Raw genomic sequence first — 21485 nt, forward strand, 5'->3', positions numbered from 1 at the left:
ACTGTGAAAGTTTTTCAGGGCTTTAAAATCAGACCGGCTGGCAGAGATTCGCCAAACATTGCGGTTTGCTCGGATTCTTCAAGTGGGGCTGCGATTTTCAGCACCCGGCTTTGCTTTTCCATCCCATGGTCGCACAGCCATTGAATCACCCGGTCCAAAAGGCTTTCGTCCATATCCCGGGACCGGTCACCGGTCTTGCGGGTCATCTGCACCAGGGCATTTCCCACAGCCCCGGGATGTTTCCACTGATTTTCAAGCAGAAACGCAACCCACGGGGCCGCCTTGTCCGGGGAAACCACCCGGTCCACGGGTCCGTAAAGCAGCTGCCGGGCCCCGAACCGGGACAATGCCCAGAATTGCTGGGGCTTTGCTTTTTTCGGTAAAATCTCTTCGGCCAGTGCATGGCCCCATTCGGCTTTCTCCCTTGCCCCCAGCCGTTCCATGCCGGCCACGGCCATCCACATCTCCAGTCTCTGCTGGGGGGGCAGCTTTGTTTTGCCTCCTTTTCTGGGCATGAGCACAGGCCGGAGGTCCTGGGCAAACTGCCGCTGGCGGCCGGAATTGAGACCACCGGCCACCCGGCGCCACAAAATCCACCATTCGGCCGCAGCCTGTTGGTTTTTTTTAAATATCACGCCCTGCTTGTAGATTTTCCAGAGCCGGGCAATGCGCTGGTCGTCCAAGCCGTCACCAAAGCCCGGCCGGAGACAGAACCCCAACAAATTCAGCCAGCGCACCTCGTGTTCAGGTGTTTTTTTCCGGGCATCCATGCGTTCGAGTAGGGCATCGGCCATTTGGCGGATCAATGAAAGGGGCCAGTTGTCCCTGGAGCGCCCGATGCGTTCAGCAATGCTTTTGACCAGACCGAAAAGCGCGCGGCCGTCCTGTGCGGAAAAGGCCTCATCAATGGTCCGGATCACCGTCTGCACCTGTGCGCTGTCAAACACCTCGGTTTCAGCCACCATCTCCTGGGCCGGCATCTGCCGCAGCTGGAACCGGAGCTGCCATTTGTGACCCGTGGAAACAGAGCCGCACCACAGTTCAAGGATGCCGGCTTCTGTGTATTCGGCTTCAATCTGCACGGGGATGGCCGTCTGCACCCCTTTCTGTCCGAACTGAATCACCGTCTGTATGGGCGGAAGGCGGGTTAAGCTTTCATCCACATCCACGATATCCCCGGCCCGGTCGCCGGAGCGGAAGCTGGAGCTCAACAGCTCAAAACTCACCGGCTGATTGGCCAGAACCTCAAATTCCTGATCCGCAAGCGTTACCCGTGACCCCTCATCCAGACCCCGCTCCACAACGCATATAGCCTGCGCTGTACCATCCTGCTGCCGGTCTGCCCGGGCAATGCCCAGGTAATAGGACCTTGGACTGCCGCTGCCCACCCGGACCCCTCTTCCGGATTTGACCAGTCCGTAATAGGAGGCGCCCAGAGCTACGGCCACGTCCAGATCCCGGTTTTCCAGCACCCGGGGATGCTGTTGTTCTTTTCTGCCAAACCACCGGCATATGGCAGATCCGATGCGATCCCGGATCACTTCGGCCTTCAGGCTGCCGCCGTTATACAGGATCAGGTCCGGAAACGGATCGCTTTTGTCTGTGAAGCGGGCGACATCCTCTTTGTGCTGTTCCAGAAACAGTCCGATGTGGCGGGTGATGGCCGGATCAGATGCATAGGGCAGTCCGAATTCGGAAATAGCCTTGCGCCGGGTTTCGGTTTTTTGGGCGGTCTTTTCCACCAGGGGGAAAAAACCTTCCAGAACGATTTGCGCCAGGCTTTCACGTGTGATTTCCGCAGTCCGGGTGCCGCCGATCAGACTGCTGCCCTGTCCCACCATGGTGATGGTTTCCCGGTCCGTTCCCTGGTTTAGGATATTTTCCTTGGCCTGGCGGCACAAATGGCACAGGGTCTTCCACCGGTCACCGGTGAGGTCGGCGCCTGAGCCGAACTGCTGTTCCGCATGCCGGGCCAGGGCCAGGTCAATGTTGTCTCCGCCCAGAATCAGATGTTCGCCCACGGCAATGCGCTCAAATCTGGGCGTACCTCCGGTTTCCTGAAGGGTGATCAATGTCAGATCCGTGGTCCCCCCGCCCACGTCGCAGACAAGCACCAGTTCACCCGGCCGGATATGCTCCCGCCAGTTGTTTTCATGCAAAATAAGCCAGGAGTAAAATGCCGCAAGGGGCTCTTCGAGCAGGATCACATCCACGAGCCCGGCGGTTTTGGCCGCCTCCAGGGTGAGGTCCCGGGCCACCTCGTCAAATGAAGCCGGCACGGTGATGATCAGAAACTGGTTTTCCAGGTACAGGGCCTCGTCTGAAACGCTGTGGTTCCAGGCGCATTTCAGATGCTCCAGGTATCGGGCCGTGGCCTCCACCGGCGAGATTCGGGCCACGTCCCCGCCCGCGCCCCAGGGAAGAATCCGGGCACGGCGATCTGCCTGGCCGTGGCAGAGCCAGCTTTTGGCAGAAGACACAAGGCGTCCGGGCACTCTGGCCCCGTGATCCCGGGCGAATGTTCCCACGAACGCGGAAATTTCAGATTCCCGGCTCCAGGGCAGCCGGACGGCTTCAGCGTCAATGTCGTATTTGCCGGTAATATAGCAAAACGAAGGCAGCACGGGCATGCGGTCGACTTCGCCAGCCGCCGTGAGCTGAGGGATGGAAAACAGGCGGATGCCTTTGTTTTCCGATGTTGCGGCTTCAAGATCCACAAAAGACAGGGCTGAATTGGTTGTGCCCAGATCAATTCCGATAATATAACGGGCTTGTTCAATATCCACGATCAATCCTGCTGCCGCACGTTAAACTCAAGTTTCCATCGTCTTTGGTCTTCCACGGACACGCACCACAGCTCAAGGGTGCCGATTTCCGTTGCTGCCGCTTCCAGGGTCACGCCCACGGTGGTGCCGGGCTCCCCGTCCAGGGTGGTCTCAAGGGTGGTGATCTCCTCGATCTGATCATGCCAGTCTTCCACCACAGCCCCGGCCGGATCATCCTGGCGCCGGACTGAACCCAAAAATTCAAATACCACGGGTTCGCCCACCACCAGCACGAATTCCTTTTCTGTGATGCGCGCAACAGTCCCTTCCTCCATGCCAAAGGGAGCCACGCACAGGGCCTTTACCGGCTGGAGCATGCCCGGCACCGCAGGCATGGCCGCAGCCACGCCGATATAATAGGACTTGTTGAGACCCGCCCGGATGCGGATGCCGCGGCCGTGGCGCGCCTGGCCGTAATAGGCGGCCCCCCTGGCCACAGCCAGATCATAGTTTTCCGTATTGATTTCCCGAATCCGGCCGGATGAATGGTTCCAGGTGTCCAGCACATCTTTGATCCGCTCCCGGATCAGAGGGGCCTTCATGACCCCGCCGTTGAACAAAATCGCATCCGGTGCGGCCATGGTCTCCTGGTGCCCCCGATCCCGGCCGGTTAAAAAGGCAGCCATGTGCCGGGTGACAGCGGGATCTGCTGCATAGACCAGTCCGGCCTCCCGCAGGCCGGTCCGGCGCTGTGCCCGGGGGAATTCATTTTCAGGGCATTGCGGGAAAAAACCATCAATAATGACCCGGCTGATATCCTCTGCGGGCAGGTCCATTTTCAGGGTGTTGCCGATCAGGCTGCTGCCCCGGCCCAGTATGGTTACCGGCCATGTATTCCGGTCCTGCAAACCGGAAAATGCACCTTCCTTGGCGCTGCGGCAGGCATGTACCAGCCCGCGCATCTGCCAGGAATCCAGGCGGGTGCCGGATTCGGCCATTTTTGCGGCCACGTGATAGGCCAGGGCCAAATCCATGTTGTCTCCACCCACAAGCAGGTGTTCGCCCACGGCAATCCGGTCCAGGACCAACTCCCCCTGCTCCTCGGAAACCCGGATCAGGCTGAAATCCGTGGTGCCGCCGCCGATATCGCAGATCAGGACGAGTTCGTCCTTTTCAACAGCCTTGCGCCAGTGATCGCCGCTTACGTCGATCCACGAATAAAAAGCCGCCTGAGGTTCCTCTAAAAGGGTTACCCGGGGCAATCCGGCATGTTCCGCGGCCTGCACGGTAAGCTCCCGGGCCACGGCATCAAAGGAGGCCGGCACGGTGAGATAAATTTCCTGGTTTTCCATGCGCAGGGCAGAATTGTCCCCTGCCATTTCGTAATTCCAGGCTTGACGCAAATAGGCCAGCAGGGCTGATGATGCGGCTACCGGCGATAGTTTTTCCACGTCATCGGCGGCCTCCCAGGGAAGAATTGCCGCATTTCGGTCCACGGAAGTATTGCACAGCCAGGACTTGGCCGAGGCAATGACACGCTGGGGTGCTTCTGCGGCCCGCATCCGGGCGTATTCGCCGATTACTACCTGGTTGTCCGCGTTCCAGGGCAGGGCAAAAGCCCCGTCACCGGCTTCTGCATGGCCCGGCAGATAGATAAAAGACGGCAGACCGGGCTGCTTTTCAATTGTGTGGGCGGCCGTGACCTGGGCAATCTCAAGGACCCGCACTTCCTGTGTCTGATCTGTTTCCGGCGTGGCCCCGGTATAGGCAACCACGCTGTTTGTGGTTCCCAGGTCAATGCCGATGATGTATGTCGGCTGATCCACTAACGGTCTCCTGCTGTTGAGATGATGCCAAAAAGATATTACTGGATTTCCACTTCCGCGGGGGCAATAATCAAGGGATCGCCGCTGGCCGAAAGCACGGGCAGTTCCAGGCGGCCGGCCCGCCAGCCCCGATGTCGGAGTACCCCGGTAAAGGGGGGATCTCCGGTGACATTGCCTGTAAGCTTGATGGCTGCCGGATCAAAACCGGCCGGAACAGTGAATTCCTGGCCCTCGGGCTTGTCGATTACGGCGGCCGGGGCTATGGTTTTTTTTACAGCACCGGCACAGTTTTCATGAATGCTGCGCACGGCCGCACCGATCTGGGCGTCCTGATAGGCGCTTAAATCCTCGTGAAAGAAATCCATCAGTCGGCCTTGTCGCTGGAGCACAGATATCAGGTGCAGGTAGTATCGTTTGCTTTCTTCCCTGCCGGCCGACTCCCTTTCCGGTTTTTCATCCCCCTGTTTTTCCCTTTTTTTTGCCGGCGCGGTTTTGGGGGATGGATCGGCAATTCCGGATTTGCGAATCCCGCGTTTGATCCCGCCCCGGAGCACCAGCCACTGAACCAGGGTCATCAAAAGCAGCAGCCCGGCCAGGGCCGGATAAAACCAGGTTTTCACCAGATCCAATAGCGGGGCGGTTTTCCGGGCCCATACCTGCAGTTCCGGAGTCCGGCTGATCACTTCCAGGATATCAGCAGGGCTTGTGGTGGCAAATACGGTTCGGGCTGCAAACCAGAAACCTGCCCCCATAAGGCAGCCCAGCACCAGGTTGACTATAAACAGCCGCAGCAAAATGCTGCGGGAAAGCGACGTGATCAGGTTCATGGGATATCTTTCTCCTGATTGGGTTGATCCGGATTGGGCAATATTTTCAAACAAATCATAAACCAATATAATGAAACAGGATGCCAAAAAGTGTCAAGCTTCTTTTGCGCTCTTGTCCTTCATCTCCCTTGCATTTTCCCAGCCCTCTCATAAATGGATGACCCGACGGCTTGCCCGGGTTTCCGCATGGGGCGGGCCGGGCGCAATTCACTCCCTGCTGACCCCTTGCGGGCTCAATGCGACTCGAAAATTACCTCCGGCCCGCCCCATGGTCAACAGCCTGCAACGGCAAAACGCACAAAATAATAAAACCAATGGGTTTTCACTTTTTCGCACTTTATCGGGAAGCCTGACGGGTTTTCCGGGGTGTGCGGTGGCGTTATGGACATATCCTGGCTTCCTGATACCCGCCGCCGGCCGGCTGCGGATAATTTTTCTTGATGCGGCCTGATGCTGATGTTATTTTATAAAAAACAAAAGTAAACTCCGGTCAGGCACGCAAATACTAACTTTTCAGGAAACAGCCATAAATGATCATTATTCGGGACATATTTGATTTTGACATCGGGCACCTGGCAAAAAGCCCGTGCCGGGAATGTCAGCATCGCCAGAACCTGCCGGACTGCTCTGAGCAGTGCGAGATGCTCGATAACATCCAGACCATACTGGCCCGCGCGATCTCCTGCACCGGCCGGCACCCCTTTCTTGAATCATAGCCGAAATTCAGACTTTCACCAGTGATGGCACCGTAAAAAGTCTGATTTCAGATGGTGCCATAAAAGTCCAAGGTCGGCGTTTCAGTTTTTGAAGCGACATTGAGCGTTTACGGAAAAATTCAGCAAATGCCGGAGAGCAAAAATTTCAAACTGTTTGAGGCCAGCAGGCCGAGTTCTTGAAATTTTAGCGAAGGCATTTGATGAATTTGTAAACGGTCAGGAGCGAAAAAACTGAAATCCCGGCCGCAGGGCTTCCTTCCTGCAACAACAGCGGACGCGGTAAAAAGCTTTTTACGGCGCCATCACCAGTCAATAAAAAAATCCCGGGATTCATCCTCCCGGGATTTTTTACAGGCAACGGTGCAGCCGCCTACGAGATTTATCCTTATGGCGGATCAGCTTTTCAGGACGTTATCCGGAAGATGATGCAATGACCTGATCCGCGATGGCTTCCAGTGTTTTGGGGCCGATCCCCCTGACTTCCAGCAATTGTTCTGCACTTGTAAACGACCCGTTTTTCTCACGATAATCAACGATCCGTTCCGCAATTGCCGGTCCGACACCCTTAAGCTGTGTAAGTTGCTCAGGGCCGGCCGTATTGATGTTGATTTTTTCCCCGGCTCCTGCGGTTTGCCACGCACCCAGAAATCCGAGCAGTAAAATCAGAACCAGAATCGCTTTTATCCACCGTTTTTGCAGAATCATTTCATACCCCCTTTTTTATGGTTATCAGTACCTGCACTGATGCCGCCAGCCCTAAAATAATCGCTAAAAAAGTGTATCAATAGAGAAAAAAAAGCAATAAAAAAACTCATATAATTTATTTAAGAAGTCAACCATTTTTTTTAAAAAATATCTTTTTTCAGGGGTTACCATTTAAAAGGTATAAAAATTGGCAGGTTTTTCACCAAAATAGTGATGCTTTCGTAAAAAGTCGATTTTCAGAGGACGCCGTAAATGTTCAGGTATCGGGACAGGGTTTTCATATAAAGGGACAAGGGAAAGCAAACAGGTCAAAACACCCAAATGAGCTATTTTCCAGATAATCGTTTACAATTCATCGGCAAAATTGCTAATGTGCCTTTTAAATCAATCATGCACAACGTCCAACAGGTATCCGGATCAATGAAACTCGCTGTTATTTCTGATATTCACGGCAATGCCGCAGCTTTTCGGGAAGTGCTCAAAGATGCTGAAAAGGCAGGTATTTCCAACATTTACTGCCTGGGTGACAGCATCGGCTACGGACCGGAACCCGACGAGGCCATCCGGATGGTGCGGGAACGCAGCATTTTATCCATCCAGGGCAACCATGAACTGGCCGTCAATCAGCCAGGGTACCTGGACTGGTTCAATCCCATTGCCCGGATTTCCCTGGAAAAAACCATAACCATGCTTTCCGGACAATCCCTGGACTACATCGCCGCACTGCCTTTTTTTCTCACGGGAAACAACTGTCGGTTTGTCCACGGGTTTCCCCCGGACTCGCCCACCACCTATCTGTTTGAGGCCGATCCGGAGCAGGTGGATGCGGCCATGACAAAGGCCGAGGAACCCATCTGCTTTGTGGGTCACACCCACGAACTGATGATCGTCTCCCATGACGGCCGCGAAGTTTCCAGACGTCCACTGAAGCGCGAAACCATAATGCTTGACACCGGCTGCCGGTATATCATCAATGTGGGCAGCGTGGGCCAGCCCAGAGATGGCACCAACCATGCGAAGTACGTGATTTTCGACGACCAGGCCCTTGAACTCGAGGTTCGGTTCGTGGAGTACAATGTCACGGAAACCATTGACAAAATATACGCAGCAGGGCTTCCGGAACAGCACGCCTGGCGCCTGTTTTAATTCTGCTCTGATTTTAAGGAGACACAGTCAGTTTGTCTCCGGGGTGAATCACGGAATTTTCATCCAGGCCGTTTATCTCCAGCAGCGTCTCAAGCTCTATATCATGATTTCGGGCAATGGAATACAGGGTATCGTTGTCCTGGACCGTGTATTGCTTTCTGTCAGCGGCTTCGGACTTTTTTTCCGCCGGCTCAGGAGATGGTTCGGGTTTTGAGGCTGCCGGCGAAGATCCGGCAGCCCTCCGTGTCTCCTGGATCGCCTGCACGGAAGCCTGCATTTCACTTTCCAGTTCCTTTGCCCTTTTGCTGAGGGCTTCGATTTGTTTCGTCAGGGATTGAAAAGTTTCTGTCTGCGCCTCAAGCTGCTCCTGGATCTGCTGCACCCCTCCCATGACCTGGTCATGATTGGCGGTAACCCGGGATTGCAAATCCGCCAGTGACGCCTGCAGGCGCAGATTCCCGGATGAATCATCCGCTTTTGGCAGTTGCTCCGCCGAACCGAGATTGATACTTTTTCGGGATGTTTGCGCCTGACGCTGATCCGTCCCGCCGGTAAAAAAGGAAATCAGCAGGATCAAAAAAATCGCTGCTCCGCCTCCGGCCAAAAGAATCAGCACGAGCTTTCTCCCGGCCGGCAAACGCTTCCGCTGCTGATGCAGCAGGGATTCGGGCGCTTCTTCATATCCTTCATACCGGGAATCATTGCCGTAGTCCATGGTGGTTATCCTTTCATCTGACAGTTGATATACTCGCAAAAAGCCGATTTTCAAATGGTACCTTAAAAAGCCATAAAACTGCAGCCTGCAAATCGGTCAAAGGCCTGCCAGAACACCTGCTGGCAGGCATCGGTTTCTTTCAGGATTTCATGTCTGGCGCCCTGGATTTTCACAAGCCGGCAGCAGGGCAGGCGGCTGCAGATCCGTTGGTGGGACCGGGTGTCCACAACCCGGTCCCGGGTCCCGGATGCCATAAGCACCGGGGTTTTGACAGCCTCCACATAACCCGGGACAGCCAGACAATCAATGGCGTCAAACGCGGCAGCTGCCCACCCGAAGGTCACGCCGCCAAGGGCCAGATCCGGATTTTTCCGCACTTCCCGGATTTCATCCAAAAACCGCTCCGGATCCCCGGTCAGGTCATTTCCCCGAAATCGTCCGGGCTTAAACGAATAATCACCGGCACCCGGAATATATCGCTCAGCGCGACCGGCCCGAACCGCCCTTTGCACAAGTTTTCGGGTCAATCCCCGGGGAAAGGGAAACGTATGAATATCAAACATGGGTGAAACCAACGCGGCCCGGTCAAAAAATCCGGGGCTTTCACGCAGAAATTGCATGCCGATGTTACCGCCCATGGAATGGGCCAGCAGGATTTTGGGCAAAGCCGGCTCCGGCTTTGCAATCCGGGTCACAAATGCATTGAGGTCTTTTCCATAATCGGCAAAACTGCGTACATATCCTTTGTGCGGGTTGTCCAGAATCCGGGAGGAAAGCCCCTGGCCCCGCCAGTCAAATGAATATACGGCAAAACCCCGCTTCCGCAGTCCTGTGATGGTTTCCCTGTTTTTTTCCAGAAACTCGGCCCGGCCGGAAAGATAAACCACTGAAGCCCGGGGCAAAGCCGATTTCGGGGGCCAGATGCCGTAACGGATTTTCAGACCGTCATGGGTGGTAAAAAAGGAACCATCCGGGTGCATGCAATCATCCACACAGGCTTGAGCCGGCTTGACCCGGCCGACGTTTTCCAATATGATAAAAATTTCAAAAAATGAATGTATCAGATTACCATCAACCTGCAGGGGAAGCCAAATGAAAAAATATTTCCATCAATTCGTGGAAACCTGTGAAGATCTGCTTACCTTTGGATGGGACCGGCCCACCGATGAGCAGACCCTGATCTGCTACTTGCAGATGTTCTCCGATGATCAGCTGATCCGGACCCTGGCCGGCAGAATGAGTGACGCGGAGATCGAAGAGGTTTACAATCTTATCAACCGGCTGCTTAAAACCCACTTAAAGGATTCTGAATACCATCGGCTTTTTCTTAAAGAAGAACATTGAACAAAAAACATAAGATTCTGAAAAAATGGATATGAACTTTAAACGCCAGCACATTGAACGTTATGCCGATATCCTTTTATGGGGCCTGAAAACCGCCCGGCACGGCCGCAGAAAAAAAAGCGATATCATTTTGCTGCGATATGACCCCGCGGCCCTGCCCCTGGCAGAAAAATTGTACGAAAAACTGCTCAAAGCCGGCCGGCATCCAATCCAGCGGATGATGCAGACCTGCCCCATGGAACAGAAATTTTATGAAATCGCAAACAACCGTCAGCTGACCTTTGTCGCCCCCGGGGAAAAGGAATTGCTGGAGAACCTAAACGGCAGCATTGTGCTGCTGGCCCCGGAATCCATTACTCATTTGTCCCATATTGATCCCGGATCCATTGCAAAATTTGCAAAAGCCAGAAAACCGCTTCGAAACATTCTTGACCGCAGGGAGGAAACCGGTGATTTCAGCTGGACCCTGGCCATGTACCCCACCCCGGCACTGGCCCATCACGCGGGCATATCCATTGAGGACTATACCCGTCAGGTGATAAAAGCCTGTTTTTTAAACCGTAAAGATCCGGTGGCCCAGTGGGAATCGGTCTTTCGCCGGGCCCGATCCATCAAACAATGGTTAAACCGGCTGTCCATAAGGCGTCTCCATGTGGAGTCCGAAAAAGTGGACCTGAAAATCACCCCGGGCCAGATGCGGCAGTGGATCGGGATTTCCGGCCATAATATTCCCAGCTTTGAAATCTTTCTGTCCCCGGACTGGCGCGGCACCCGGGGGGTGTATACGGCGGATCAGCCCACTTACCGCAGCGGTAACCGTGTGGAAGGCATCCGTCTGGAATTTGACAAGGGCCGTGTGATCCATGCCCGGGCCGAAACCGGGGAGGCCTTTTTGTGCAATCAGCTTCAAATGGATTCAGGCGCGGACAAAGTCGGGGAGTTTTCCCTGACAGACCGGCGGTTTTCCAAGATTGACCGGTTTATGGCCAACACCCTGTATGACGAAAATTACGGGGGATCTTACGGCAACTGCCACATCGCTTTGGGAAGCGCCTATTCCGACACCTATGCCGGAGACCCCGCCAACCTGACTCCGTATGCCAAAAAACAGCTCGGTTTCAATGATTCGGCCCTGCACTGGGATCTGGTCAATACGGAAAAAAAACGGGTGACCGCCCATCTTGCAGACAGGGGAAAAACAGTGATCTATGAAAACGGGCAGTTTCAGCACAATGGATAAAACAGATTTTTTCACCCGCCCCTTATTGCTGGAAAATCCGGTCCAGAAATATGCCTGGGGTTCGACAACGGCCATCCAGAAGATCCTGGCCGCAAAACCAGATGACCGCACCCCCTGGGCCGAGCTCTGGATGGGGGCTCATCCCAAAGCACCTTCCATGGTCCATGTCAATGGCCAGCAAATGCCTTTAAACGAGCTGATCCGGGAGCATCCCCGGGCCTTTCTGGGCGCGGACGCGGCAGCGGCATACAGCAACACCTTGCCTTATTTGTTTAAGGTTTTGGCCGCCAGCCAGCCCCTTTCCATCCAGGCCCATCCGGGTGCCCGGCAGGCCGGGGAAGGATTTAACCGGGAAAATGAGCAGCAAATCCCCATTGGCGACCCTTGCCGCAATTATCGGGATCCCTGGCCCAAGCCTGAGCTCATCTGTGCCATCGAACCTTTCGGCGCCCTGATTGGATTTCGCAGCCCGGAGACAATCTGCAGTCTTGGCCGCCGGTTTTTCCCCAAAAGCCTGGATCGCCCGCTGCAGGCCCTGGAAAGCCAGCCGGATGCATCCGGTATAAGGGGTTTTTTCCATGAATTGATGACCATAAAAAAATCATACCGGGCTGAAGTGATTCATGAAACCCTGGCCAACGCCAGGGCCAGCGATACCCCTGAAGGCTACTGGATTGACAGGCTTCACCAGAGCTATCCCGGGGATGCGGGTGTACTGGCCCCGGTTTGTCTCAATCTTCTGGAAATTCCCCCGGGACGGGCCGTGTTTCTGGCCCCGGGAATCCTGCACGCCTATTTGTACGGTACAGGTATGGAAATCATGGCCAATTCCGACAACGTGCTGCGCGGCGGGCTCACTGCCAAGCACGTGGATGTGGCTGAGCTTTTCAACACGCTGGAATTTGCGCCATCCTTTCCAAATCCGGCACCTCCGGAGAAAATAAATTCTGCAGAACAGCGATTTTCAGCACCGGCCGATGAATTCTGCCTTTCTGTCATCAGCCTTGACCCGGGTACCCGGTATTGCTCTCCGAACGAACACAGCGCTGATATTTTGTTTTGCCTTGCCGGTCAGGCGGAAATCCGCAAAAACAAAACAAATACCTGCCTGGATCTTGCTCAGGGGCAGGCGGCGATCGTGCCGGCAGCCGCGGGAACTTATGAAATAAGCGGTCGGGGGAAGATATGGAAAGCCGGTGTCCCGCAATGAACTCCCTTGGCGGCCAAATGCAAGCGGATCAACTTCGGGTCAATGAAATTTTTTACAGCGTCCAGGGCGAATCCCTTTCTATGGGCAGGCCCTGTGTTTTTGTGCGGCTGACCGGATGCAACCTGCGATGCACCTATTGCGACACCGGTTATGCCTACACACAAGGGCGGTTCATGGACATAGCGCAAATTCTTTCCCAGGTCGGGACCTATGGTGTTGATCTGGTGGAGATCACCGGCGGCGAGCCCCTGATGCAGCCCGGCACACCGGCCCTGGCCGAAGCTCTGCTTGCAAAAGGCTTTGAGGTGATGATTGAGACAAACGGCACCTATTCCATTGACATGGTACCGAATGTATGCACCCGAATTATGGACATCAAATGCCCGGCAAGCGGAGAAAGCCGCAAAACCGATTTTGACAACCTCAACCGACTCAAGAAAAACGACCAGGTCAAATTTGTGATCTGTGACCGCAAAGACTATGATTACGCCCGCCATATCCTCAGGCATTACTGGTCCGGCCGGCCGCCGGTACCGGTTTTGATCTCTCCGGCTGCCGGCCGGCTTACGCCGGCCACTGCAGCGGCCTGGATTCTCGAAGACCGACTGGATGTGCGGCTGCACCTGCAGCTGCACAAAATTCTGTGGCCAAATGAACAACGCGGGATATAGAATTACAGGAGATATAAAATGAAAGACCAGTCCCGGGCAGTGGTGCTTTTAAGCGGCGGGCTCGATTCGGCCACCACCCTTGCCGTTGCCCGCCAGCAGGGATTTTGCTGCCACACGCTCAGCTTTGACTACGGCCAGCGCCATTATCACGAACTGGCGGCATCTGAAAGAATATCCCGGATCCTGGGTGCAAAGGAACACCACGTGGTGCGTCTGGACATGCGCGATATCGGCGGCTCTGCCCTGACTTCGGATCTGGCGGTGCCCCCCGGCAACTCAGACGGGCAGGCTGGAACGGATATCCCGGTCACCTACGTGCCCGCGCGCAACACCATTTTTCTTTCCGTTGCCCTGGCATGGGCTGAAGCCCGGCGGGCGGCCGACATCTTTATCGGCGTGAATGCAGTGGACTACTCCGGCTATCCGGATTGCCGGCCTGAATATCTTGCAGCCTTTGAAGCCATGGCCAATCTGGCCACCAAAATGTCGCTCCAGGAAAACATCGTCGTACGCATCAATGCCCCCCTGCTTTACCTGAAAAAATCGGAAATCATCCAAAAGGGCATGGCCCTAGGTGTGGACTACAGCCTGACCCACTCCTGCTATGACCCTACCCCCGGCGGCCTGGCCTGCGGCCGGTGCGATTCCTGCCTGCTGCGGCAAAAGGGGTTTGCGGATGCGGGGGTCCCGGACCCCACGCTGTATGCACCAGACCCGGAATAAAAACCAAACCGGCCGCATCCGGCCTTTCTCACCAGCCCATAGGCACCAGAAACGCTTTGCCGGTCATCTGAAGGGATTTGTCCGGATCGGTTTTGCATTTTTCGCTCACCGAACGGATCAGATGGCCCGCTGCGGTCTGTGTCCAGAACCAGCGGGCAAACTCCCGGCTCGTGGGCGGGGTCGTGCCCGGCTGATGGCTGGCCGCTTCGTAATAAAAGGTTTTCAGGTCCTGAACCGCAAGCCTGATGGCCACAGCCAGGGTCATTTCCGAATCCCCGGGCTCCGGGGACTGATCCAGCAAATAATCACAAAGCAGGTCCGCGGCTGCATCCGGTTCAAAATTGGCCACAGCCGTGCGGCTTTTCTCCTTGCGGCGTTTGTCGTACCAAGGCATCAGCTCTGTCATTTCCCGTCGAAGGGCGGAAACCTGTTTTTCCAGATCGGTTTCAGCCTGCGCAGGGGCGGAGAAGCTGATTGGACAGGACCATGCCTCTTGTGCCGCATCGGAATCATCTGCTCCAACCGGTGCTTCCTCTAAAAAATCAACCAGAACAGGACCTGACCGGGCATTTAAAAGTTCCAGGGCCGAAACCAACACTTTTTTCTGAAATGACGGATCATCGGGCGCACCCAGAGGGCGGCCCAGGTCAAATGGCACCCACAGGGCGCGGGGGGGATGGATTTTTTCCGTGTGCTCCCGGATCAGGCTGATCTGGGTAGTGGCAATGCCCCGGGCTTCCAGGTAATGGGCCAGCGCGCCCACGGCGCGCGTGCAAAACGGTCAAACCGGGATCAAAAGGGCGGCATCCACATTGTCGCCTTTGAGCAAGCCGGCCAGAGTTTCGGCTGACGGTGCCATTTTCGAGGGAGCGGCAGCGCCCATGAAAGAATAATGAAAATCAGCCACACTGCCGATGCGGTTTTCATCAGCCAGCTGCCGGAGCCGGTCAATGGGAAAAACCACGTTCCAGTCCTGCTGAAAACCCGTGCGGTCAAAATTTGTTGAAATATGCGTCATGATCAGGTCCTCTGCCTGACTGGTGCCGTCGATCACCCGAAAGTCGCCGTCCATTCCCCCAAAGGGCCGGTCGCCCCGGCGATGAAGCCCGGCCGTGGAAATCATCGCGATTCGCTGATTTGCCAGTTCCCCGACATTGACCCAGGGCGTGTGATCAAACTGCGGACAAGGCAGATCGGCAATATGGGAGCGCATGGGTTCAGTCAAATTTTCAAGTCGCGCCATTATGTCCTCCTCTTTTGAACAATTACGTAACTGTATATTTTCAGGCCAAATTTACTGCCATTGTTGCACAGTGTTTATATGATGGCCTGGCAAGGCAGCGGCAGTTTTTCTCTGGAGGTCACTACGCTGCATTTCCGGCAGGTTTCCCGGTTTGGCGCCCGTTCACACCCTTGACATCGACTTACCAGATCCATGGCTTCACGGATTTCGACTTCCAGTTTCTGATAATCGGCGATTTTTTTTTCAACCGCGCGCTTTTGTTCTTCGAGCAGGGCCAGGACCCGGCTGCTTGCTTCATCGCCCGTGGCGCCGTTTTTGCGGGCCTCGTAAAGGGCCCTGATCTGTTTTAAGGCAAAACCGGCATCCCTGAGTTTTTGGACAAAAAAAACCGTATCCGCCGCTTGGGGAAAAAACAGGTAAAAGCCCCCGGCGCTTCGGGCAGCCGGTTCAATAAATCCCTCTTCCATGTAATAGCGGACAGTGCGAACGGTGGTGCCGGCCATTTTGGCAATCTCTCCGATCTGACAAAGATTTTCAGACTTGTTGTTTTCCATTTTTATACAATAACCATACTTTTACGTTATTGTCAAATCAAAAATTTGTCCGGCTGGTTGACATCCCTTTCAAGGACTGTCATATTTGGATCAAACAAAGGCCTCCCTCCGGTTTAACCTTATTGGCCCGTAAAAAACAGGGCAGGAGAACATAAATGCAAAAACCCAAACCCTGGCTGCTGGGTCTGCTGGCAGTGCTTGTCATCCTTGCTGTTGCCTATGTGGGCTTTTACTTTCTGTACCTGGATTTCCTGGTGGATTACTGGTGGTTTGATTCCCTGGGCTACGGGTGGTATTTTTTTCAGCGGATTTCTTACCGGTACCTGGTATTCGGCGGGGTGACCCTGTTTTTCTTTCTGGTATTTTTTCTCAACTTCTGGGCGGCTTCCCGGTTTCTTGGCACATCGCCTGCCGAAGCAGAAAAAAAAGACAAAAAACGCACCCGTCGCTACCACGACATGGCCCGGATGTTTCGCACCGGCTCAATGAAGATCTATACCCCGCTTTCACTGGTGCTTTCCATATTCGTGGCCCTGCCGGTTTTTGAAAAATGGGAGGAACTGCTGTTTTTCCTGTTCGGCCCCAAAGCCGGGACAACCGATCCGGCCTTTGGTATTGATGTCAGCTTTTACCTGTTTTCCTATCCCATCCATATGCTGCTGGAACAGCGGCTGTTGATCGCAGTGGCCATTGTGGCTGCAGCTTCCCTTCTGCTCTACATCATCGAACGCCGGATGCTGGCAAAAACCGATCAGCCCCTGGCCAGGGGCGCCAGAATTCATTTAAACATCATGGCCCTGATCCTGGCGGTTTTGGTTGGATGGGGGTTTTTTCTCAAACGCTACGGCCTGGTCTTTACAACTGAGCACATGCCCCTGTTTTACGGACCCGGGTTTACGGAAATGCACATCACCCTGCCCCTGATCTGGGCGGGGGTGATCTGCTGGGCTGCCGCGGCAGCCGGAGCCCTGTACTACTTGAATTTCCGCAGGGGCCTGTTTCCGGCCCTCGGCCTGATCGCCGTTTTTGCCGGGATATTTGCCCTGGGAAACACCACTTTTTTACAGGGGATGGTGGAAAAATACATTGTTTTGCCCAATGAGCTGTCCCGGCAGACCCCTTACATTGAAAACAGCATTGAGGCCACCCTGGCCGCCTACGGACTTTCCGATGTCACAACCCGTCAACTGGAAGTCGACCGCATCCCCTGGGGGGAGACCACGGATGCCATCCGCGCCAACATTGAAAACATCCCGGTATGGGACCGGTACCTGCTGGAAGACGTTTATGAACAGCTCCAGAGCATCCGGCCCTATTACAATTTCACCGGCGTGGACGTGGACCGCTACGAAATCGACGGCCAGCTCCAGCAGGTCAATCTCGCGGCCCGGGAGCTAAAACTGGAAAAGCTTCCCGGATCCGGCAAAAATTGGATCAACCGGCACCTGCAATACACCCATGGCTACGGCCTGGCCATGACTCCTGCGGCCCAGAGCGGGGAACACTTCATGAAATGGCTCATCCGCGGGATTCCGCCGGAATCCGAATTTGACCTGGAGATCTCGAAGCCGGGCATCTATTTCGGCCAGGAATCTCTGGAGTACGCGATTGCGCCCAATGACGCCGGTGAAATCGATTACCCGGACGGCGACTCCTTTGCTGCAACCGATTACGCCGGCAGCACCGGCATTGAGGTCAACTCTATGTTCCGCAAGCTGCTGCTTTCCATCTACTTCAAGGACCGCAACATCTTTTTTACCGCAAAGACCGGAAAAGACAGCAAGATCCTGTTCCGCCGCAATATCCGGGAAGCTGTGGGCCATCTGACCCCGTATTTCAAACTCGATGATGACCCCTATCTTGTGGCCACCGAAGACGGGATGTTCTGGTTCATGGACGCCTATACCCGATCTGCGCGCTATCCCAATTCCGAGCCCTTTGACAATGAGCACAATTATATCCGCAATTCAATCAAAATTGTCATGGATGCTTACAACGGCACCATTGACTATTACATGGCAGATGCCGATGATCCCGTGGTGCAGGCCTATGACCGGATGTATCCGGGCCTGCTCAAACCCCTGGAAGAAATGCCCGAAAACCTGCGTGCCCATATCCGCTATCCCAGGGATATTTTTGAAATCCAGGCGGAGATCTATACCAAATACCATCAGACCGATCCCAAAACCTTTTACCAGGAAGAAGATCTCTGGGAATTTGCCCACCAGCGGCCCGAGGAAATCCGCGAAATCGGTTCCCAGTCCATGCAGACGTACTACCTGACCCTGGACCTGATTGAAGAAGACAACCATGAATTTATGCTCATATCCCCCATGACCCCCAACAACAGGCCCAACCTCCGTGCCATGGTCATTGCCGGCTGTGACGGTGACCGGTACGGAAAATTTTATGTCTACAGCTTCCCCAAGGGCGAGCAGGTATACGGACCGTCCCAGATCAGCGCCTTAATCGACCAGAACACGGAAATCGCCGAGCAGTTCACCCTGTGGGATCAGGTGGGCTCCGAGGTCAAGCGGGGGCGGATGATTATTTTGCCCATTGCAGACGTGGTCTTCTATATTCAGCCGGTTTACATGAGCGCTTCCTCAGACCTGAAAATTCCCCAGCTCCAGCGGCTTCTTGTCACTCAGGGAGATGTGGTGGCCATGGACGTATCCCTTGAAAAGGCCTTTGACCAGATCCGGGAGCGCATGCTCAGTTCGGGGCATCCCACCCAGCAAAGCCCCCCGCCATCATCACCGGATACGCCCGCCGGCGAACCCGGAAAAACAGAACCGGCCGAAGATGAAACCCTTTAACAGTTCACAAGCCGGGTAAGGGATATGCCACTGCCCCGTAAATCCCTGATCGCTGTTTTGGTGTTATTTTGCCTGATTGCCGCATTTCAGGCTTCGGGTTATGTTCTGGGCAGGATCATGGCCCCCCGGCTGGAAAAACAAATCAGCAGCTTAACGGATGCCCGGGTTGTACTGGAAAACATGCGCTTTTCTTTTCTCTCCGGTGCTCAGGTGGAGCGCCTGCTGATTTCCTCGCCGGAAAATCCGGATCAGCCCGGGAATCTTCACCTGGAAATCCAGGACCTGTCTGTGCGCCATTCCCTCAAGGATCTCATTTCCGGGCAATACCGGGTCACGGGCGTCCGGATCCGGGAGCTGGAAACTTCGGCAACCCCTGCCGCACTGCCGGTTTTGTCCGCTCTGCGGAAAAAAATCAAGCCAAAGCAGGGTTTCCCGGATATTCGCATCATCTCCGGAAATATCCGGGTCCAACATCCGGATTTTCCACAGGATTTTTATATCCGCCGCCTGAGCGCCCGCCGCCTGGGAAACGGCCAAATGGAAATAGACGCCCAGGGTTCTTTTGACGGCAATGAAAACCTTATCAAAGCGCATATCAATGTGGATCCCGGACAGATCCGGGCTTCGGCGCAGTTGTCCATATCCGGCTATCCCCTCTCCGGCCTTCCGGCAGAGCCGTTGCTGGAAAAATTTCCACGGCTTCGCCAACTGCCGCTTGACCAGACTGTCACTGGCAAAATCGCCGCCCGGTACGACCATGCATCCCAAAGCCTGATTTTCAGCCGCGGACGGTTTGAAACCGGCAACACCGGCTTTGAGATATCTTCTGCAGGCATGGATTTTGACGACAGCGGCCTTTGCCGCGCCTGGATCAATGCGGATCTTCGGGAGGTGGAACTGTCTCTGGCCGACCGGCTGGACATATTCAAAGACATGCCGAAAAAATTCCATCCCCGGATTACGGATGGAAAACTCCGGGGCCGGCTCAATGGCCGCTGGAACCGAAGCGCGGGTTTTGCCTGGGATGCCGACCTGACCGTGGAATCCGGCTCTGTATTTTTGCCGGGTTTAAACACGCGGGTGGATGCCATTGACGCAGATGTGGATATGACCTTTCCCGGCCGCATCCATGTCCGGCAAAGCCGGGGCCGGACTTCCGGGGGCAGAATCCGGGCCTCGGGCAGCCTGGGCTGGGACAAAAGGGCCGGCATCCAAAAGCCGTTTATGGAAATAGAGTTCGACCACATCCGGCCGGATAAAAAAATCGACCGGCTTTTGCCTGAATCCATCCGAAAGGCTGTGGAAAAACTCAATCTGAAAAACCCCGGGGTAAACGGAAAAATCGTGTTTGCCGGCCCGGACCTGGAACTGGATCTCGGGGTTTACGCCCGAACCGCCCGGCTGCCGGATCTGCCTTTTTTGCTCCAGGCCCCCTCGGCCACAATCCTGTGGCGGACCGGGGAAGAAACTGTCCGCCTGGACAATCTCAGCGCCCGTCTTTACGGAAAAGCTTTGGAAGGAAATGCCCAGCTTTACCTAAAACAGCCGGTTTGCGCTGATTTCACCCTGTTTGGCCGGCATCTGCCCGTCACGCCGGAAATCCTGGACTGGCTCGGGGTAAAAACCGGGCCCTGGTCGGTTGAGGGAAAATATGATCTTGAACTCCGCGCCAGAAAATGGCGCACGGATGCGGCAAAACCTTCTGACCGGCTCAGGGGCATTGAGGCCAGCGTGGATGTGCGGGATCTTTCAATGCATCATCGGGAGCATGGCCGGGTGGGAGACAGCTGGTACGGGCATCTGGCCCTGGCCGGGGACCGGCTCCGCCTTGCCGGTTTCCGGGGAAATCTTTTCAATGCCGGATTTGAAGCAAACGGATTTATTCCCTTAAATGGAAAAGACACGTCCCATCTCCGGCTGGAATCCAAAACCATTGCCGTCAATCAGGCATTGCGCAACGCCCTTCCCGGCCGCTATGCCCGGATTTTAAAGGAATTTGATCTGACCGGACAGTGCGAACTGCAGGCGGACCTGGTCTTTGACAAAAAAAATAAAATCCCATCGTCAGCCAGGATCACGGCTGTGATCCATCACCTGGAGGCGGAGAAATCATCGGTTTCCGGCAGTGCCGGCGGCAGCATCCGGGCTGATATCTCCGGGCTCAACAAAGAGGGGTTTGCATTTGAAGGCTTTGCCGAACTCAGCCGGGTGAACGTGGGCCGGTTTGAATCAGACCGGCTGTCTGCAACGTTTTCCGGAAACCGGAAACGCCTGGATATACCGGAAATGAAAGTCAGTGCATACGGCGGCTCTATAGCCTTTGAAAACGTGGCTGTTCTGCCGGGTTCCCGAAAGTGGCAGGCCCGGATCATGCCGGCCCATATAGACGTGGAAACCCTTGTGGGTGCATTCGGGGTGACCGGACGCCATGCCCCTGCCGGCAGTCTTCGGGGGACGATTGACCTGCGGGGCACCGGGTTTGAACCTGAATCCATGGAAGGTACAGGTGAGATCAAGATTGATCGGGGCCGATTGTATCAATTCCCGGTCCTGGCCTCGGTGTTCAGGGTTCTGGACCTGCAGATGCCTGCACAAAGCCCCATCACAGATGCCTACGGCACCTTTCGCATCAGCGGCGGCCGGCTGGATATCGAGGATCTGCTGCTTCTGGGCGGCACAATACCCATGCATGTGGCCGGGTTTGTGGATTTGAAAAACAACAAGGCATTTAAAGACCAAAACATGGACCTGCTGGTTACCACCACCAAAACCAACGGGATTTTAAACAAAATTCCGGTGCTCAACTGGGTCAAGCACTACACCATTGACTGGTTCCGGCGTCTGGTTTTCCAGGCAAGGGTCCGGGGGACCATAGGCGACTATGAAGTCCAGAGCCTGGCCAGCCCGCTGGCCACACCCATTGACCGCATGTGGTCTTTGATGGAAAAATTGTCTCCGCCTTCTGCCGGTCAATAATCGCC

The 21485-nt window shown here is 55.1% G+C and carries 19 protein-coding genes; 10 read left to right on the forward strand and 9 right to left on the reverse strand.

Annotated elements, in window-relative coordinates:
* Window positions 1-14: 14 nt before the first annotated feature.
* The 3 genes from HNR65_RS05110 to HNR65_RS05120 are packed head-to-tail and all read right to left on the reverse strand — an operon-like array spanning window position 15 to window position 5418.
* Window positions 15-2786: an Hsp70 family protein gene (locus tag HNR65_RS05110; protein WP_181550382.1), complete on the reverse strand. Its 2772-nt coding sequence runs from the start codon at window positions 2784-2786 to the stop codon at window positions 15-17.
* Between the two features lie 2 nt (window positions 2787-2788).
* On the reverse strand, window positions 2789-4591 hold the full coding sequence (locus tag HNR65_RS05115; protein WP_181550383.1) for an Hsp70 family protein: 1803 nt from the start codon (window positions 4589-4591) through the stop codon (window positions 2789-2791).
* Window positions 4592-4629: 38 nt separating this feature from the next.
* Window positions 4630-5418, reverse strand: coding sequence for a DUF2760 domain-containing protein (locus tag HNR65_RS05120; RefSeq protein ID WP_181550384.1), 789 nt, complete (start codon window positions 5416-5418; stop codon window positions 4630-4632).
* A gap of 70 nt (window positions 5419-5488) precedes the next feature.
* Here HNR65_RS05120 and HNR65_RS05125 point away from each other — a divergent pair, with 70 nt between their 5' ends.
* Both HNR65_RS05125 and HNR65_RS05130 read left to right on the forward strand, forming a co-directional pair.
* Window positions 5489-5869, forward strand: a complete 381-nt coding sequence (locus tag HNR65_RS05125) for a hypothetical protein (protein ID WP_181550385.1) — start codon at window positions 5489-5491, stop codon at window positions 5867-5869.
* Between the two features lie 79 nt (window positions 5870-5948).
* Complete coding sequence (locus HNR65_RS05130) at window positions 5949-6134, forward strand: hypothetical protein (RefSeq protein WP_181550386.1); 186 nt, start codon at window positions 5949-5951, stop codon at window positions 6132-6134.
* A gap of 411 nt (window positions 6135-6545) precedes the next feature.
* Here HNR65_RS05130 and HNR65_RS05135 read toward each other — a convergent pair whose 3' ends face one another.
* A complete protein-coding gene (locus HNR65_RS05135; protein WP_181550387.1) occupies window positions 6546-6839 on the reverse strand; it encodes a ComEA family DNA-binding protein in 294 nt (97 codons plus the stop codon).
* A 420-nt stretch (window positions 6840-7259) separates the two neighbouring features.
* On the opposite strand from HNR65_RS05135, the gene HNR65_RS05140 reads away from it, so the two are divergent.
* Window positions 7260-7985, forward strand: a complete 726-nt coding sequence (locus tag HNR65_RS05140; RefSeq protein WP_181550388.1) for a metallophosphoesterase family protein — start codon at window positions 7260-7262, stop codon at window positions 7983-7985.
* A gap of 13 nt (window positions 7986-7998) precedes the next feature.
* On the opposite strand, the gene HNR65_RS05145 is transcribed toward HNR65_RS05140, so the two are convergent.
* The gene (locus HNR65_RS05145; RefSeq protein WP_181550389.1) at window positions 7999-8700 is read right to left on the reverse strand and encodes a LysM peptidoglycan-binding domain-containing protein; all 702 of its coding nucleotides are present in this window, start codon (window positions 8698-8700) and stop codon (window positions 7999-8001) included.
* Between the two features lie 62 nt (window positions 8701-8762).
* Window positions 8763-9680, reverse strand: coding sequence for an alpha/beta fold hydrolase (locus tag HNR65_RS05150; RefSeq protein ID WP_181550390.1), 918 nt, complete (start codon window positions 9678-9680; stop codon window positions 8763-8765).
* A 112-nt stretch (window positions 9681-9792) separates the two neighbouring features.
* On the opposite strand from HNR65_RS05150, the gene HNR65_RS05155 reads away from it, so the two are divergent.
* Genes HNR65_RS05155 through queC form a run of 5 tightly spaced genes read left to right on the forward strand, consistent with a single transcriptional unit; the run spans window position 9793 to window position 13888 of the window.
* Entirely contained in the window at window positions 9793-10044 is a 252-nt protein-coding gene (locus tag HNR65_RS05155) for a cytoplasmic protein (RefSeq protein WP_181550391.1), read from the forward strand.
* Window positions 10045-10075: 31 nt separating this feature from the next.
* Window positions 10076-11284, forward strand: a complete 1209-nt coding sequence (locus tag HNR65_RS05160) for an aminopeptidase (RefSeq protein WP_181550392.1) — start codon at window positions 10076-10078, stop codon at window positions 11282-11284.
* Window positions 11277-12494: a mannose-6-phosphate isomerase, class I gene (manA, locus tag HNR65_RS05165; RefSeq protein ID WP_181550393.1), complete on the forward strand. Its 1218-nt coding sequence runs from the start codon at window positions 11277-11279 to the stop codon at window positions 12492-12494. The genes HNR65_RS05160 and manA overlap by 8 nt, the downstream gene beginning before the upstream one ends.
* Before the next feature lie 17 nt (window positions 12495-12511).
* Window positions 12512-13165: a radical SAM protein gene (locus tag HNR65_RS05170; RefSeq protein ID WP_181550394.1), complete on the forward strand. Its 654-nt coding sequence runs from the start codon at window positions 12512-12514 to the stop codon at window positions 13163-13165.
* Window positions 13166-13183: 18 nt separating this feature from the next.
* Complete coding sequence (gene queC, locus HNR65_RS05175; protein ID WP_181550395.1) at window positions 13184-13888, forward strand: 7-cyano-7-deazaguanine synthase QueC; 705 nt, start codon at window positions 13184-13186, stop codon at window positions 13886-13888.
* A 28-nt stretch (window positions 13889-13916) separates the two neighbouring features.
* On the opposite strand, the gene HNR65_RS18330 is transcribed toward queC, so the two are convergent.
* The 3 genes from HNR65_RS18330 to HNR65_RS05190 form a co-directional block, all read right to left on the reverse strand.
* Window positions 13917-14651 (reverse strand): hypothetical protein, encoded by a 735-nt coding sequence (locus HNR65_RS18330; RefSeq protein WP_181550396.1) that lies wholly within the window; start codon window positions 14649-14651, stop codon window positions 13917-13919.
* Between the two features lie 18 nt (window positions 14652-14669).
* Window positions 14670-15131 carry a glycine/sarcosine/betaine reductase selenoprotein B family protein gene (locus tag HNR65_RS18335; protein WP_181550397.1) on the reverse strand — a complete coding sequence of 154 codons (462 nt, stop codon included), beginning with the start codon at window positions 15129-15131 and terminating at the stop codon, window positions 14670-14672.
* 74 nt (window positions 15132-15205) lie between these two features.
* Window positions 15206-15685: a MerR family transcriptional regulator gene (locus HNR65_RS05190; RefSeq protein ID WP_181550398.1), complete on the reverse strand. Its 480-nt coding sequence runs from the start codon at window positions 15683-15685 to the stop codon at window positions 15206-15208.
* A 155-nt stretch (window positions 15686-15840) separates the two neighbouring features.
* Here HNR65_RS05190 and HNR65_RS05195 point away from each other — a divergent pair, with 155 nt between their 5' ends.
* Both HNR65_RS05195 and HNR65_RS05200 read left to right on the forward strand, forming a co-directional pair.
* Window positions 15841-18504 (forward strand): UPF0182 family protein, encoded by a 2664-nt coding sequence (locus HNR65_RS05195; protein WP_181550399.1) that lies wholly within the window; start codon window positions 15841-15843, stop codon window positions 18502-18504.
* A 24-nt stretch (window positions 18505-18528) separates the two neighbouring features.
* Window positions 18529-21480, forward strand: coding sequence for a hypothetical protein (locus tag HNR65_RS05200; RefSeq protein WP_181550400.1), 2952 nt, complete (start codon window positions 18529-18531; stop codon window positions 21478-21480).
* Window positions 21481-21485 lie beyond the last annotated feature (5 nt).

The sequence above is a fragment of the Desulfosalsimonas propionicica genome, assembly GCF_013761005.1.
Taxonomy (GTDB): Bacteria; Desulfobacterota; Desulfobacteria; order Desulfobacterales; family Desulfosalsimonadaceae; genus Desulfosalsimonas; species Desulfosalsimonas propionicica.